The organism is Gilliamella sp. G0441, from assembly GCF_050589305.1.
In the GTDB taxonomy this organism is placed as follows: Bacteria; Pseudomonadota; Gammaproteobacteria; order Enterobacterales; family Orbaceae; genus Gilliamella.
On record NZ_JBNRJF010000011.1, the window covers coordinates 19,570 to 35,167 of the forward strand.

Genomic DNA, 15,598 nt, shown 5'->3' on the forward strand with positions numbered 1-15,598 from the left:
TTATCTCAGTTAGATAGAATTTGTTAATCACTATCTGTTATGAATATACGTTATCTGTCGTAATGCTCTTTTGCATCACGATATCAGCGTTTTTGTTAAATCAGTTAATTTATTATAGGAATATTATGAAACGTCGACATTTTTTACTGAATATTACGGCTGCTGTAGGTGGATTAGTTGCAACCAAAACCATTGCTAAAATGGATCATTCAACTATGTCTGGTATGACCTGCGAACTCAATTCAGATGATTGTAAAATGGGGGATAATATGCACGAACATATGAATATGAACATGAATATGAACCACAATGAAAAACCACAAAAACTTTTACCTACTTCATCACTGACACAGAACCAACCTTTACCTAGCTTGATCAGTTTAAAAAATGAGAGTAATCAATCAGGAGTATTTGAAGCAACTTTACATCTTAAACCCGTGAAAATTGCCTTAACCCCTGATATAACGACTGAATTTTGGGCTTATAACGGCATGATTCCCGGGCCAAAAATTGAAGTTAACGAGGGAGATCATGTTAAAATAACGGTAAAAAATGATTTACCACAAGCCACGACCGTGCATTGGCATGGTTTACTTATTCCATCGAATCAAGACGGTAACCCTCAAGATGCCATTCCAGCAGGAAAAAGCCGTGTTTATGAATTTGATGTTCCTAAAGGAAACGCAGGCACATTTTGGTATCATCCTCATGGACATGAAACAGTAGCTGAACAAGTTTATCGAGGCTTAGCTGGAACATTCATCGTTCGAAGTAAAGATGATCCTTTAAATTCTCTTCCTGAACAACACTGGTTCTTTTCAGATTTAAAATTAACGGAGAAAGGTGAAATAGCCGATAACACCATGGTTGATTGGATGAACGGTCGTGAAGGTCAATTTGTATTAATTAATGGGAGTTATCGACCTAAAATTAAGGTTGATTCAGCAACACGTGTTAGAATCTGGAATGCTTGTTCAGGTAGATACCTTAACTTATCTATTCCTGATTGTGATGTTTTTTTAGTGGGGACTGACGGTGGATTATTGTCTGAACCTGTACCACTAAATAAACCATTACTATTATCACCTGCTGAACGGGCAGAAATTGTTATTCTTCCTAAAAAAACGGGTACGGTTTATTTACAATCTATCGGTTACGATCGAGGCAAAATGGGCAATGTACCGCCTGAACAAGATATGTTACTTGCAGAGTTAGATTTAACCCAGTCAAACTCAATCACCTTGCCATCAACACTTCGTACCTTACCAAAACTCGGACAAGCCACCGCACACAAAAAATTGGAATATACCGAAGTGATGGACATGAAAGAGCCTCGTGGCGGAATGTTATTTTTAATCAACGGTAAACGCCATGATATGAATCGTATCGATCTTGAAAGCAAAATTCATGAGGTTGAAGAGTGGACTATTCATAATAACTCTCATATGGATCATAACTTTCACATTCATGGTGCACAATTTATGGTCGTTTCACATGAATTTAATGGTACAAAAACACCACCTCCATACGTGGCATTAAAAGATACAGTGAATCTTCGACCCCATGAAACAATCACGATAAAGATTCAACAAAATATGCCCGGATTACGCATGTATCATTGTCATATCATTGAACATGAAACACTGGGTATGATGGGGCAATTGATGGTGAAATAGTTTATTAAGTTCATCTATCTTGTCACTTTATCATAGACAAGATAGATACCCCCTCCCTTTTAAAAAACTTTATAACTGCGTTGGCAACTTGAGTAATAATAGTTTTGCATTTTGGCAAATAATGCTAACATATTGCCATTATGATCATGACTAATTTCTGGCAAATACTTAGTAAACGTTTAACAATTAAAACGGCTTTATCGCACTTATTATTAGGTGTAATTGCTACTGGGTTTAGTTTATGCCAACAAGATGCTATTCCCAATGAGTCAACGGTTTCTCACGTCGGTATTATGGCGATTAAAGAAATCGTACAAGATCAACAAATATCGCTTCGAAAGGAATCACAATCATTAATCAGTCTACATAAGCTCAGTACTATTCCTGTATTTATTGCTGTTAGCTATAATGATTTTTCTTTTAACAAACCCATTCAAATCACTTCACACAATGCGATAAGAGCAGGGCCTGAAAACATCATTTAACTCACTGGTTTATAACTTAGTTTATATGTTTTATATAAGGTTTCTGCCTTATATCCTCCCTATTGAAAAGAAGAAAGAGAAATTTATGTTATTAAAATTATTAACCAAAGTATTTGGTAGCCGTAATGAACGTGTATTAAAAACTATGCGTAAGCGTGTAGAGAAAATTAATGCCCTTGAACCTACAATGGAAGCATTAACAGATGATGAACTTAAAGCAAAAACTACCGAATTTAAAGAAAAATTAGCGTCTGGTACTCAGTTAGATGATATTTTGGAAGAAGCTTTTGCTGTCGTTCGTGAAGCAAGTAAGCGTGTTTTTGGTATGCGTCATTTCGATGTTCAGTTGATTGGTGGTATGGTATTAAACGAACGTTGTATTGCTGAAATGCGTACTGGTGAAGGAAAAACTTTAACGGCAACATTACCAGCTTACCTCAATGCACTAACTGGCAAAGGGGTGCATGTTGTTACGGTCAATGATTATCTAGCACAACGTGATGCAGAAAATAATCGACCTTTATTTGAATTTTTAGGTTTAACGGTAGGCATAAATCTACCTAATATGCCGCCGGCAATGAAACGTGAAGCTTATAATGCTGATATCACTTATGGTACGAATAATGAATATGGCTTTGATTATCTCCGCGATAATATGGTGTTTAGCAAAGAATCACGAGTTCAGCGACCGCTACATTATGCGCTAGTCGATGAAGTTGACTCAATTTTAATTGATGAAGCCAGAACACCATTAATTATTTCTGGTCAAGCAGAAGATAGTTCTGATAAATATATCAGCATCGATAAAATCATTCCTCATCTCATTCAACAAGAAAAAGAAGACTCAGACCAATTCCAAGGCGATGGAGACTTCTCAATTGATGAAAAAACACGTCAGGTAAACTTAACGGAACGTGGATTAATCAAAGTAGAAGAACTATTGATAAAACTTGGCATTATGGAAAATGAAGAGTCATTGTATGCGCCGAGTAATATTGTATTAATGCATCACGTTAATGCAGCGCTACGTGCTCATCACTTATTCCATCGTGATGTGGACTATATCGTAAAAGATAACGAAATTATTATTGTTGATGAACACACTGGTCGAACAATGGATGGACGACGTTGGTCAGATGGCTTACATCAAGCGGTTGAAGCAAAAGAACATGTTAAAATTCAAAATGAAAACCAAACATTAGCTTCAATAACTTTCCAAAACTATTTCCGTCTATATGAAAAATTAGCGGGTATGACGGGTACAGCGGATACTGAAGCCTTCGAATTTAATCAAATTTATGGTTTAGATACCATCGTTATCCCAACTAACCGCCCAATGCAGCGTATCGATAAATCTGATTTAGTTTACATGACTGAAAAAGAGAAAATCGACGCAATAGTTGCCGATGTTCTGGATTGCCTAAACCGAGGACAACCTGTTCTTGTTGGTACCGCATCTATTGAAAAATCAGAATTAGTCTCGAATGCATTTAAAAAAGTAGGAATTAAACACAATGTATTAAATGCTAAATTCCATGCCCAAGAAGCTGAAATTATTGCAAATGCTGGTAGTAAAGGCGCAGTAACCATTGCAACGAATATGGCGGGTCGTGGTACGGACATCATGCTAGGTGGTAATTGGCAAAGCGATCTTGCGAAACTTGAAAATCCAACACCGGAAGATATTGAAAAAGCTAAACAAGCATGGCAAGAAAGACATGAAGAAGTCATTGCACTAGGCGGTCTTTACATTTTAGGTACTGAACGACATGAGTCTCGCCGAATTGATAATCAGTTACGTGGTCGTGCTGGTCGTCAAGGTGACCCTGGTGGCTCACGTTTTTACCTATCTCTTGAAGATCCATTAATGCGAATTTTTGCTTCAGACCGTGTAGGCAATATGATGCGTAAATTGGGTATGAAAAATGGAGAAGCAATCGAACATCCGTGGATAAATAAAGCCATTGCCAATGCGCAAAAGAAAGTTGAAAGTCGCAATTTTGATATTCGTAAACAATTACTTGAATATGATGACGTTGCCAATGATCAACGTAAAGCAATTTACCGTCAACGAAACGAATTATTAGATAACTCGGATATCAAAGAAACTATCGATTCAATTCGTGGCGATGTATTTAATGCGTTAATCGATCGTTATATACCACCTCAATCAATTGAAGAAATGTGGGATGTGCCTGGTCTAGAAGCGGCATTAAAAAGCGACTTTGACCTCGAATTGCCTATCGCAAAATGGTTGGATGAAGAACAAAATCTTCATGAAGAGACACTGCGTGAACGTATCATACAACAAGCGCAACAACGCTATGAAGAAAAAGAACAAATTGCAGGTTCTGAAGCATTCAGGCATTTCGAAAAAAATGTGATGTTACAAACACTGGACAATTTATGGAAAGAACATTTAGCGGCTATGGATTACTTACGTCAAGGTATTCATCTACGTGGTTATGCCCAAAAAGACCCTAAACAAGAGTATAAGCGTGAATCATTTAATATGTTTGCCGACATGTTAGAAGCATTAAAATATGAAGTAATAGGGATTCTTAGCCGTGTAATTATACGTTCACAAGAAGAAGTTGAAGAAGCTGAAAGACAACGTTTAGCAGAGATGGAAAAATTGTCAGCTAAGCAACATGCTAGCCACGAATCTATCACTAATATTGATGATGATAATGACAATGAAAACAGAGCTGGACAACCAATTGTACGTTCAGAAACAAAAGTTGGACGTAATGATCCTTGTCCTTGTGGTTCAGGGAAAAAATATAAACATTGCCATGGAGCTGTTCAATAAATAAAAAATTTAGTATCATCAACTTATCTTGATGATAAAATAAACGATTATCATCGTCCGGCAAATTTAGGGGAAATTTTAAATTTCCCCGAATTTTACTAAAAGACAGATGGAATTATGAGAAAACATATCGAAATAGCAATAGGAATTATACGTTCACAAGATTGTGAAATTTTTATCACTCAACGCGGAGAGGACTCTCACCTTGCAGGCTTTTGGGAATTTCCAGGCGGAAAAATAGAACCCGGTGAAACACCCTATCAAACTTTGCAGCGCGAAATAGCCGAAGAAGTCGACATTCTTATTCATAATGCTCAGTTTTTGAAAGTTGTGAAACATAGCTATAATGATCGTGATATTACCATTCATGCTTATTTAGTTGAAGAATGGGATGGCGTTCCTTTCGCCAAAGAAGGCCAACCTAGTCGTTGGGTAGATCAAGAGGATTTAAACGCTGACGAATTTCCTGATGCTAACAGACCAATTATAGAGATGTTGAAAAATCGAGATAAACAAATTTAATTGTTTTTTTTAGGTAAATCTCGTTATCAGGCTCGATTCTTAAACTGGATTTGTTTTTTTGGCTAATGATTCTTATTGATGATTTGAATCAGTTGTATTTAGTTCCTATTGAATAAATACACATTATCAATTTTTTCAAAATTTATCCTGCACAATCTCAATCGATTTCGACATATTATTATCAAATCGGTGATTGTAGAAATTCCCTTAATAACTGATAAAAAAATTCAAAGGAAGAGTGTAAAGCAATTTCATTAAGATAGAATGAAAAAAGTCAACGCTCACAAACTATTTCAGACTTTCTTAACCTGTTTTATTTCTAAATAAAGAAATGAGCCACAATAATTATCAATTGTTACCTTTATACAACTAGTTTTCTAAGCATGCTAAGAAATGGATTAAATATTCCTGCTATTTCTGAAAATAACTAACCTAATATTTTTAATTATCAATAACTAGGATTTATTATGTAGTCTTTGCTCAGCCAGAGCTAAAAAAACAATGCCAATAATAATACTGATTGCACCCAATAAGTGCGACAAAGTAATTTTTTCATCAAAAACAAATACTGATACGAGCATCACAGTGACCAACTGCAAATGTGAAGCGGCAAAAGCAGGACCAACTGGCGCTTTCTTTAATAACACCATCCAAGTAATAAAAGCACCACTATACCCAACCATCACTAAATAAGCCCAATAGTGACTGAAGATACGAATTAACCAATCAACATTAAACTCGAAAGGCATTGCTGATAAGGTAGTAAATTTAAAACACATCTGACCGAAAGTATCAAAAAATAATAGAAATACAAAACCAACCAAATAAAATTTTCTCATTCCGTCATTCCTACTAATACTACTCCTGTAGTAATAAAAAATATGCCTAATAATCGAAATAATGTCAGATGTTCTTTAAATAAAACTCGTCCTGCTAGCATAACAGTTATCATATTAAATGAACCTAACAAAATACCTTGAGATAAAGGGACTTCACTCAAAAATGCTAACCAAAAGATAAAACCAACAAAATAAGAACCGAAACCAATCCATAACCAAAAATTACCAAAAAGTTTATGCCAATAATCCAAACCTTGTTTATGTTTGGAAGTAATTGCAGCATATTTAAAAGCTATTTGCCCAACGGTATCACAACTAACATTAAGCAACCAAAGTACAATAATTAAGGTTGACACAGGTGACATTCTCCATGAATTTCAAGCACACTGTGCTTAATTAAAAACTTATTTTGCTGCGCTAACTGTTTAAGTTGTTTTTCGATATTTTCGGAATGTTTTTCGATGATTTGTTGGCAAATATCACAAATAAACAGAATTGAAAGATGTTCAGGGTCTTGGAAGTGAGGACAAATAATATAACTGTTGCTAGACTCAACTTTATGGATAAAACCTTGTTCAAGTAAAAATTCCAATGCACGATAAATAGTAGGTGGTTTAGCTTGTGGCTCACTGACTTTCAATAAATCTAAAAGATCATATGCACTCATCGCTTTATTTGCTTTTAACATAATATCTAAAACTGTGCGACGCTGCGTAGTCAGTTTAATATTGCGTTTTTTGCATAAGGTTTCAATCTTGTCTATTATCAGATTATGCATCTTCTTACCCTTGCCAATAGTCATTATTTTTTCAATGCGGCTCTTCTTCGTCTTATTTCTTTAGGATCATTTATTAAGGGACGATAAATTTCGATACGATCGCCATTATTTACGCAATCATTAAGTTCACAACGTTTACCATAAACTCCAACTAAATGATCATCTAATTGAATATGACAAATTGATAAGATATTTGATTTTATAATTGCTTGCAAGACATTAGTTTGTTCATCAACATTGCAATCAATAACGGTTGGATTATTTGGTAATGCATAAACAACTTGTATACTTATCATTTTAATAAATCTGCCTTGCTCGCTTAGAAAATGCCTCTACCATATTTGTCATCACTTCTTTAAAAACTGGTGTCATAGTCATATCTAATAATTTATTTTGAAATTCAAAATCTAAACTAAAACTAATTTTACATTCAGTATCATTTAACGCTGTAAACTGCCATTTGCCCGAAAGGTGTTTAAACGGACCTTCTAAAAGGGTTAAGTCAATTGAATGAGGCTCATTAATTTGATTTAATGTGGTAAATGATTTTTTGAAACCAAATTTTTCAACTTCAATAAATGCAGCAACAACATTATCTTGTTTTCTAATAATCCCAGTTGCGATACAATCAGGGACAAATTCAGGATATCGCTCAATGTCATTAACTAATGCAAACATTTGTTCGATAGAATACGGTTCGATAACTTCGTGAAATATATGTGCCATAAGAATAAATTACAAAAAATAAAAATTGTGGCATATATTACCACGTAACTCTATAATAACGCACATTATGACTAAGAAAAAATCACACAAACCCGGTTCAGCAACCATTGCTCTTAATAAACGTGCCCGCCATGAGTACTTTATTGAAGAGGAAATTGAGGCAGGATTATCCCTTCAAGGTTGGGAAGTTAAATCCCTGCGTGCAGGAAAAGTTAATATCAGTGATAGCTATGTTCTACTCAAAGATGGTGAAGCATGGCTATTTGGCGCAACCATAACCCCGCTTAATGTCGCTTCCACACATGTGGTTTGCGAACCGATGCGTAACCGCAAATTGTTATTAAATGAGCGTGAGTTAAATTCATTATTTGGTCAAATCAACCGACAAGGTTATACCGTTGTTGCACTTTCGTTATACTGGAAAAATGCTTGGGCAAAAGTGAAAATCGGTATTGCAAAAGGTAAAAAAGAGTATGATAAACGTACCGATATCAAAGAGCGTCAATGGCAAGTTGATAAGGCTCGCATTATGAAAAACGCTAATCGCTAATTTTTTAGATCATCCCCCCTTAATCATCAGTTCCACGATGACGTATAATCATGGGACTGATGAAAAATGCATTGTGCTTTAGCTCTTTGAAATTGATTAAATCAGCAATCACGCTCACACAAGTGAGTGCCATTGTTTCAAAATCTTGGGCGATAGCATCTATAGGATAGTTTGAATAATTAAGATAGATATTATAATCGTAGGAACAAAGACAAATATTTTCTGGTTTAACTTTACTTTCAACTAAATAACTTAATATCTCCTGTAAAATATTACCTGATGGCGTAAAAATTGCTTTAGGTAAACGCCCCAACTCTATGTGTAAACGTTTCAATAACTCATAACCCTTATTTGGGCAATAATCATCACACACAATCCAATGAGGTTTTGGAGTTAACCCTACTTTTATTAAACCTTGCTTAAACCCTTCTAACCTTGATTGAATCGAGGTTAATTGAGTATCACAGCCAATAAAATAAAATTCATCTAAGTTTTTAGCATAAGGTTCTATTAGATTAGCAACAGCAGACCTTGCTTCGCTGGTTATAAACGGTAATCTAGTCTGTTCAATGTAACGATCAAAAAACAGAACGGGTGTATGTTGATTGATACTCAAATAAAAATCATCTGTATCCAATGACGTTACCACTATCATCGCATCCACTTTACGCTCTACCAAATTTTGTGCAACATTAATTTCAACATCCTTATTATAATGGCTACATGTAATTAACAGCTGTATATTTTTTTCTCGAAATGACGCTTCCAGATGATGTAAGAACATTGAAAAAAATGAATTCGACATATCCGGAACAATAACACCAATTGTATTTGTACTATTTGCCTTCACCAAATATCGTCGAATATGCGATTGTTCTCTATATTGTTCGGCAATTGACAGTACTTTTTGTCGTGTTTGCGGTGAAATACGATATTTCTTATCCCGTTTATTAAAGATATGACTGACGGTCGTTGCCGACACGCCAGCCAAACGAGCAATATCATTGATTCTTAATTTATTACTCGTCATATTTCACCTTCCAGTCTATCTTGGCGTACGTTGTTGTTTATTGGGAAAAGTAGGATTATGATTTTCCGACGGATTTTGATACCAATAAGCTACACTTGAAATATCATCGCAACGTTCGTATAACCTGATATCATCATTGCCAATTTGTTGAAAAGCTAGTTTGATATTCTTATGAAAAGCGACTGGATCAGGTAAATGCCAACGATATAGGCCATGCATAGGAAGCGCATCATCACCAAAACCATGTACTGGATTTGAATCGCCTGTTTGAAAAAAGTCTCGTGTTGCATCACGATTAGTTTGATAAGGATAACCCATAAACAAAGTTTGGAAACATTTCGCTTTTGGTCTTCCTTGACTGTCGCGGTTATGGAACGCCCAAGCTCCACCAAAATAATCTTCTGAACCAGTTGAATGTTGCGTTGGATAATCACTATCATCATCGAGATAGAATTTGAACTCCCCTTCTCCCCACCAATAACGTTCTAAAGCTGTTAAGGCTAGATATGTGCCAACATAATAACCATGCCCATTAACATTATCTAAAATAACATAATCTTGAGCAAAATTCGTAACTCGTTGACGGCGCCATTGCGCATGAAAATAAAGTGGTTGCTCAAACGGTTTTGGCATGATGGCATAGTTAATGGTAAAAAAGAAATGTTGTAAATCAGCTTCATGCTCATTGTGAATTTCGATTCTAGCCCTTTTATTAAATGGCATTCTGAAATAACTATTGAAACCACCGGTTGGGTTAACCACAATTGGCATTGAATTAATATCACACCGTGCTCCAAAACCATTACAGAAAAAATCCCCTATAGGGCTTTCAACCGATGGGACGGTTTCATCATCCCAATAAATCCGAATGACCACATCTCGCAATACAAAACTTCCTCGATGTGTCCTATCCGTTAAGGTAAACCACATATGCCTAATTTCAGCAGGCCCGTTAATTTCCGCAATATTTATTTTTTTCCCTGCCGGAATCGAGATACAACCTTGTCCTTTACGGCTAGGACCTAAAGCACTCGCTTTCATACAAGATTTACCTTTTTCACCGGTCATATTTTCAGGTGAAATAGTTCGAGTCTGTTCAAAGTTAAATTGTGTCACTGAATTGAATATATTCATTTTAAATCCTTAATATATTTTATTAAATTCTAAATATCAAAGTTTGGTAAATTTATGGTCAATTTTTTTGTTCTGTATTGCCTAATCTTTTATCTCGGCTTAAGAAAAAAATCGCAAAAATCATAAAGCCCAATACGACTAACCCCAGATTATTAAAAGTCGTCGCAGCACCTGCTGTATCGTAAACATCACCGACATAAGTTGAGAACAATATTACGCCGACTGAACCGGCAACTTGATAGCCAATTAAAAAAACAGTGGCTGAAAGACGTGCATTAAAATTATTATCAATATATTTAAATACAGAGACTAAAATGGTTGAGATTTCTAAACAATGCATCAGTTTAATTATCGATATAATAACAATGCTATTAACATGACCAGTTAAGAATATCCGGGAAGCCGATATGAAAGCAGCAAAGATAAGTGCATTTTTTGCGCCAACACGATTAACAACAAAGGGCACACAAAACATCACTGCCGCTTCTAAAAAAACTTGAAAAGAATTTAATAAACCATATAAACGATAACCATCATTTACATCGGTAAATTGTTGCGTAAAATAAACGGGGAACAATTGCTGATCATAAATATTATAAAGACTATAAGTACCTAGTACATAAATTACAAATATCCAAAATTTTTTGAGCGCAAACACAGAAAGAATTTCATTAAAGGTTAATTTTTCTTTCTTTTGAAACACCACACTCGAGGATTGAGTTAAGTCAGGTTTGAAATTGAGGTTCAAAATCATAAAACAGATACCGACAATCGACGCTGCCCAAAAATTAAGATGAGGATTAATACTGATCAAGATTCCTGCGAAAAACGTTCCTACTGCATAAGCAATACAGCCCCAGGTACGGCATTGACCAAATTCAAACCCAAATGCCCGACTAATTTTTTCACAATATGAATCAATCAGCCCCATCCCTGCAACCCAACCAAAACCAAGAAAAAAACTACCAAAAATCACACCGATATAAAAACTATGGCGTAACAGTGGTTCATAAACATAGATTAATGCAGGTGCGGCACAAGTAATAATAATACTTTGAAACCAAATAAGATGTTTTTTCAAAACTAATTTATCTTGATAGATCCCATAAAGAATCATAATAATTAGCGATATAAAATAGTTAAATGAATAAATAATACCTGTTTGCTTTGCTGTTAAACCTATTTCCTTACTGAGCCAGATTGCATAAAAAGAGAAAACAAAACTGCCTGCTGCGTAATACATAAAGCTATAACACGAAGCAAACCAATAAGTTGGCTTTTTATAAAATGCACTTGTCATAATTTATCCTATGAAGAGTTAACCACTAAGAAGGAGTATGAAGAGCTAAAAATTTAGCTTTAAAGAGTTTGTTGGATAAATGTGATCAATATCAAAAATTATTTTTAGAAATAAAATAAAATAAACGCTATAAGATAAAGTTATCACACATAATTCTAACTACTTGAATAGCAAACCCTAATCAATTGGAAAAGAAATGTAAGCTAACTTATCCTAACAATTTAAGAAAATATGTCATATAAATTTAAAAGTTGGTCACCTTAAAAAATTTATTTGGATCTTGAATCATAGAAACAAGTTTAAACATTAATTTTTCGGAATATTTTAGACATCTAAAAATCTTAGAATAACATTCAATAAATAGCTTTTTAATGTAGCTAAAATTTTTCATTTTATAGTAATAGTAAACCTGCCTTATAAGCACAATAAAGCTAATCTGTATTACATATAGAATGATAAAGAAAATACAGCCAATTTGAACAAAAACATATATGACAATCGAAAAAGTTGACACACATCATTTAGCCAAATTATAACAACAAACAAAGGCTGTTTATTGACTTGTCAGTTATGTAAATATTTGCATAAAAAGTATAAAAAAAATTAGAGTAATATTATTTAACTCTAATCAATTAGATGTTATTTTAAGGTTAAATTTAAACAACTTAGGGATATTAAAAAATAAATTATGACCCAAAAACGAAATGAGCATCATAGGCTTTATCAAGTCATAGCTACAGAACTGAAAAACCGTATAATTAGTGGTATTTATCCGGTAGGCAGTAAGTTACCTTCAGAACGATTAGTTTGTGAAGAACTCAAGGTAGGACGTTCAGTAGTCAGGGAAGCAATTATAATGCTTGAAGTTGAGGGATTTGTATTAGCACGCAAAGGGTCAGGTATCCATGTTATTGGTAACAGTTCACCAAGAAATCTCTCAGCAACATCACCTGGTTTAAATTTCGTTAAAAGTGGGCCTTTTGAACTGTTACAAGCTCGACAGCTTATTGAAAGTAATATTGCAGAATTTGCAGCGACTCAAATAACTAAAGAAGATATTGTCAAATTACTGGAAATTCAACATAATGCCGAAAAAGGTGATCATCAGCGAGATCCAAACTGGGATTTAAAATTCCATACTCAAATTGCGATGATAACAAGGAATAATGCACTTACAATGATTGTCAAAGAGACATGGCAACAACGAACGTTGAATCCATTGTGGAAAAAACTTCATGAACAAGCTCCCGAGGACACAATCAATAATTGGTTAGAAGAACACAATAAAATTATCGAAGCACTTATAAACCGAGATCCTAAAGCCGCAAAATTAGCCATGTGGCAACATCTTGAAAATACCAAGAAAACACTTTTTGAGGCTGCCAACAAAGATTTTGAAACTAAACGCGATCATTATCTTTTTTCGGATAATCCTGTCATTAGTATCAACGTAAATGAATTTGATTAATAAGCTCTAGCCCCATCAAGCTTTGGCTAACGCATAGCTATCAACTAATTTAAAATCAAAAAATTTGACTTTATCCGAATTAATTGACGCTATATTGTGTATAAGACCCAACGTTAAATAGCGTCAAATCGCTAATAAATACAAGTTTAATTTCTATTTACAATTTATCTTTGATCATCAATTTCTACACCAACTGGTGGGGTAAATTGAAACTGACTAAGCGTAACCTTTCCAAGTTTTTGGCGAGATAGATCATAAAAACTGCGTTGTCCATCTTCTTCAATAATCGTAAAATTTGAAATCATGCCATTAGGTAAGACAGAAATTATAAAATTCTGATTAGAATCATCATTTGGTTTTAAAGTAAAAGAATCTTGTTTACGACTAACATCATAACTATCCCAAATTGGGTTATGACTATCTGTTATCAACAACATTAAACGGTTATCAACAGCCTTTTTTAAATTCATGACGGTCACTTGTTCAACGGCAGGGGTATATATCCACATATTTTTACCATCAGAGATTACTGTCGTTTCATCTGGTTCAGTCATTTTCCAATTGAAATAGTAAGGTCTTGTTACCCAAAGATCGCCTTTTCCTTCCTGAACCAATTGGTTATCAGCGGTTTTCACATTTTGAGAAAAGCGTGCATAAAATCCTTCGACCTTATCTAATCGTTGTTGTAATACTTCTTTATCACCAGCCCATGCGGATACGCTAACTAATAATCCCATTAACACTAAAAACTTTTTCATAACGAATCCTTACTTTTTATTATCTATAACAAAGCGTTAAATCTTATTTCAAAAACTTATTAGGTCAAAATATTACCGTTTTTCGTTAAGTTCGAAAAGTTATTTTCTTTTCTTTTTCACTTATCAATTAACAAGTATATAATATAATGAACTTTTAAAACTTGGATACTACCCGTTATGCCTAGCATGTCATTTGATTTTACGACCGATGAATTTCAGCCTTTAGCGGCAAAAATGCGTCCACGTAATTTATCTGAATACATTGGACAAACTCAGTTACTAGGAGCGGGGAAACCATTACCTAAAGCGATAGAAGCTGGCAATCTTCATTCCATGATTTTATGGGGGCCACCGGGAACGGGGAAAACCACATTAGCTGAAATTATAGCGCATCATGCTCATGCTAAAGTCGAAAGAATATCGGCAGTCACATCCGGAATTAAAGACATTCGTGAAGCCATTGAGCGTGCAAAAATCAATCAACAAGCTGGAATCCGCACAATCTTATTTGTTGATGAAGTACATCGTTTTAATAAAAGCCAACAAGATGCATTCTTGCCCTATGTTGAAAATGGTACGGTCACATTCATTGGTGCAACGACCGAAAATCCATCATTTGAACTCAATTCTGCTTTGTTATCACGCGCTAGGGTTTATTTACTTAAATCATTAACCAATGCCGATATCGAAAATATTTTACAACAAGCTATTGATGATCCTGTTCGAGGTTATGGCAATAAACATATCGTGTTATTACCAGAAACAAAAAAACAGATTGCCGAATTTGTTGGGGGAGATGCCAGACGTGCACTGAATACACTTGAATTATTAGTGGATATGTCCGATGGCAATGAACTAACACCAGCGTTACTTAAGGAAGTCATGGGTGAGCGCAGTGCCAGATTCGATAACCAAGGTGACCGATATTATGATTTGATTTCAGCCGTGCATAAATCAATTCGTGGTTCTGCGCCCGACGCTGCCCTTTACTGGTACGCAAGAATCATTACTGCTGGTGGAGATCCCCTTTATGTTGCTCGTCGACTACTGGCAATTGCCTCTGAAGATGTCGGTAATGCCGATCCACGAGCAATGCAAGTTGCTTTAGCGGCATGGGATTGTTTTACGCGTGTTGGTCCAGCAGAAGGTGAACGCGCTATCGCTCAAGCTATTGTCTATTTGGCGTGCGCTCCCAAAAGTAACGCTGTTTATCTGGCATTTAAACAGGCTATGATTGATGCACAATCAAAACCTGATTACGATGTGCCTGAACATTTACGTAATGCACCAACCAGTTTAATGAAAAATTTAGGTTATGGAGCACAATATCGTTATGCTCATGATGAACCGAATGCTTTTGCAGCAGGTGAAAATTATTTTCCACCAGAATTGGCTGATAGCAAGTATTACCATCCAACTGATCGAGGCGCAGAAAAAAATTATGCCGATAAGCTGGCATGGCTAGAAGCACAAAATAAATCGAGTTCACAGCAACGCTATAAAAAAAATGATTCATAAGT

16 protein-coding genes are annotated in these 15,598 nt (G+C 35.1%); 7 read left to right on the forward strand and 9 right to left on the reverse strand.

What is annotated here, in order from left to right; translation table 11 throughout:
* Positions 1-125 precede the first annotated feature (125 nt).
* From ACKJXD_RS09465 to mutT, 4 genes are all read left to right on the forward strand, one after another.
* Positions 126-1,676, forward strand: coding sequence for a multicopper oxidase family protein (locus tag ACKJXD_RS09465; RefSeq protein ID WP_430876151.1), 1,551 nt, complete (start codon positions 126-128; stop codon positions 1,674-1,676).
* A 146-nt stretch (positions 1,677-1,822) separates the two neighbouring features.
* Entirely contained in the window at positions 1,823-2,161 is a 339-nt protein-coding gene (locus tag ACKJXD_RS09470) for a hypothetical protein (protein WP_220215628.1), read from the forward strand.
* Between the two features lie 85 nt (positions 2,162-2,246).
* Positions 2,247-4,973: a preprotein translocase subunit SecA gene (gene secA, locus ACKJXD_RS09475; protein WP_430876152.1), complete on the forward strand. Its 2,727-nt coding sequence runs from the start codon at positions 2,247-2,249 to the stop codon at positions 4,971-4,973.
* A gap of 117 nt (positions 4,974-5,090) precedes the next feature.
* Positions 5,091-5,495, forward strand: coding sequence for an 8-oxo-dGTP diphosphatase MutT (gene mutT / locus ACKJXD_RS09480; protein ID WP_220215629.1), 405 nt, complete (start codon positions 5,091-5,093; stop codon positions 5,493-5,495).
* Between the two features lie 455 nt (positions 5,496-5,950).
* Here the strand turns inward: mutT and ACKJXD_RS09485 are convergent, their stop codons facing one another.
* Genes ACKJXD_RS09485 through ACKJXD_RS09505 form a run of 5 tightly spaced genes read right to left on the reverse strand, consistent with a single transcriptional unit; the run spans position 5,951 to position 7,838 of the window.
* Positions 5,951-6,334 (reverse strand): DMT family transporter, encoded by a 384-nt coding sequence (locus tag ACKJXD_RS09485; RefSeq protein WP_430876153.1) that lies wholly within the window; start codon positions 6,332-6,334, stop codon positions 5,951-5,953.
* Positions 6,331-6,699 carry an EamA family transporter gene (locus ACKJXD_RS09490; protein ID WP_220215631.1) on the reverse strand — a complete coding sequence of 123 codons (369 nt, stop codon included), beginning with the start codon at positions 6,697-6,699 and terminating at the stop codon, positions 6,331-6,333. The genes ACKJXD_RS09485 and ACKJXD_RS09490 overlap by 4 nt, the downstream gene beginning before the upstream one ends.
* A complete protein-coding gene (zur, locus tag ACKJXD_RS09495; protein ID WP_220215632.1) occupies positions 6,678-7,112 on the reverse strand; it encodes a zinc uptake transcriptional repressor Zur in 435 nt (144 codons plus the stop codon). The genes ACKJXD_RS09490 and zur overlap by 22 nt, the downstream gene beginning before the upstream one ends.
* Before the next feature lie 23 nt (positions 7,113-7,135).
* Entirely contained in the window at positions 7,136-7,408 is a 273-nt protein-coding gene (locus tag ACKJXD_RS09500) for an RnfH family protein (protein WP_220215633.1), read from the reverse strand.
* A gap of 1 nt (position 7,409) precedes the next feature.
* Complete coding sequence (locus ACKJXD_RS09505; RefSeq protein WP_294826902.1) at positions 7,410-7,838, reverse strand: type II toxin-antitoxin system RatA family toxin; 429 nt, start codon at positions 7,836-7,838, stop codon at positions 7,410-7,412.
* A gap of 67 nt (positions 7,839-7,905) precedes the next feature.
* On the opposite strand from ACKJXD_RS09505, the gene smpB reads away from it, so the two are divergent.
* Positions 7,906-8,388, forward strand: a complete 483-nt coding sequence (gene smpB, locus ACKJXD_RS09510; protein ID WP_220215635.1) for an SsrA-binding protein SmpB — start codon at positions 7,906-7,908, stop codon at positions 8,386-8,388.
* Between the two features lie 19 nt (positions 8,389-8,407).
* On the opposite strand, the gene ACKJXD_RS09515 is transcribed toward smpB, so the two are convergent.
* Genes ACKJXD_RS09515 through ACKJXD_RS09525 form a run of 3 tightly spaced genes read right to left on the reverse strand, consistent with a single transcriptional unit; the run spans position 8,408 to position 11,852 of the window.
* The gene (locus tag ACKJXD_RS09515) at positions 8,408-9,418 is read right to left on the reverse strand and encodes a LacI family DNA-binding transcriptional regulator (protein ID WP_220215636.1); all 1,011 of its coding nucleotides are present in this window, start codon (positions 9,416-9,418) and stop codon (positions 8,408-8,410) included.
* 15 nt (positions 9,419-9,433) lie between these two features.
* Complete coding sequence (locus tag ACKJXD_RS09520; protein WP_430876154.1) at positions 9,434-10,552, reverse strand: glycoside hydrolase family 172 protein; 1,119 nt, start codon at positions 10,550-10,552, stop codon at positions 9,434-9,436.
* Between the two features lie 58 nt (positions 10,553-10,610).
* Positions 10,611-11,852 (reverse strand): oligosaccharide MFS transporter, encoded by a 1,242-nt coding sequence (locus ACKJXD_RS09525; protein WP_220215638.1) that lies wholly within the window; start codon positions 11,850-11,852, stop codon positions 10,611-10,613.
* A gap of 688 nt (positions 11,853-12,540) precedes the next feature.
* On the opposite strand from ACKJXD_RS09525, the gene ACKJXD_RS09530 reads away from it, so the two are divergent.
* A complete protein-coding gene (locus ACKJXD_RS09530; RefSeq protein ID WP_430876155.1) occupies positions 12,541-13,320 on the forward strand; it encodes an FCD domain-containing protein in 780 nt (259 codons plus the stop codon).
* A 164-nt stretch (positions 13,321-13,484) separates the two neighbouring features.
* On the opposite strand, the gene lolA is transcribed toward ACKJXD_RS09530, so the two are convergent.
* Complete coding sequence (lolA, locus tag ACKJXD_RS09535) at positions 13,485-14,078, reverse strand: outer membrane lipoprotein chaperone LolA (RefSeq protein WP_220215640.1); 594 nt, start codon at positions 14,076-14,078, stop codon at positions 13,485-13,487.
* Positions 14,079-14,255: 177 nt separating this feature from the next.
* Here lolA and ACKJXD_RS09540 point away from each other — a divergent pair, with 177 nt between their 5' ends.
* Positions 14,256-15,596, forward strand: coding sequence for a replication-associated recombination protein A (locus tag ACKJXD_RS09540; protein ID WP_220215641.1), 1,341 nt, complete (start codon positions 14,256-14,258; stop codon positions 15,594-15,596).
* Positions 15,597-15,598: the final 2 nt, after the last annotated feature.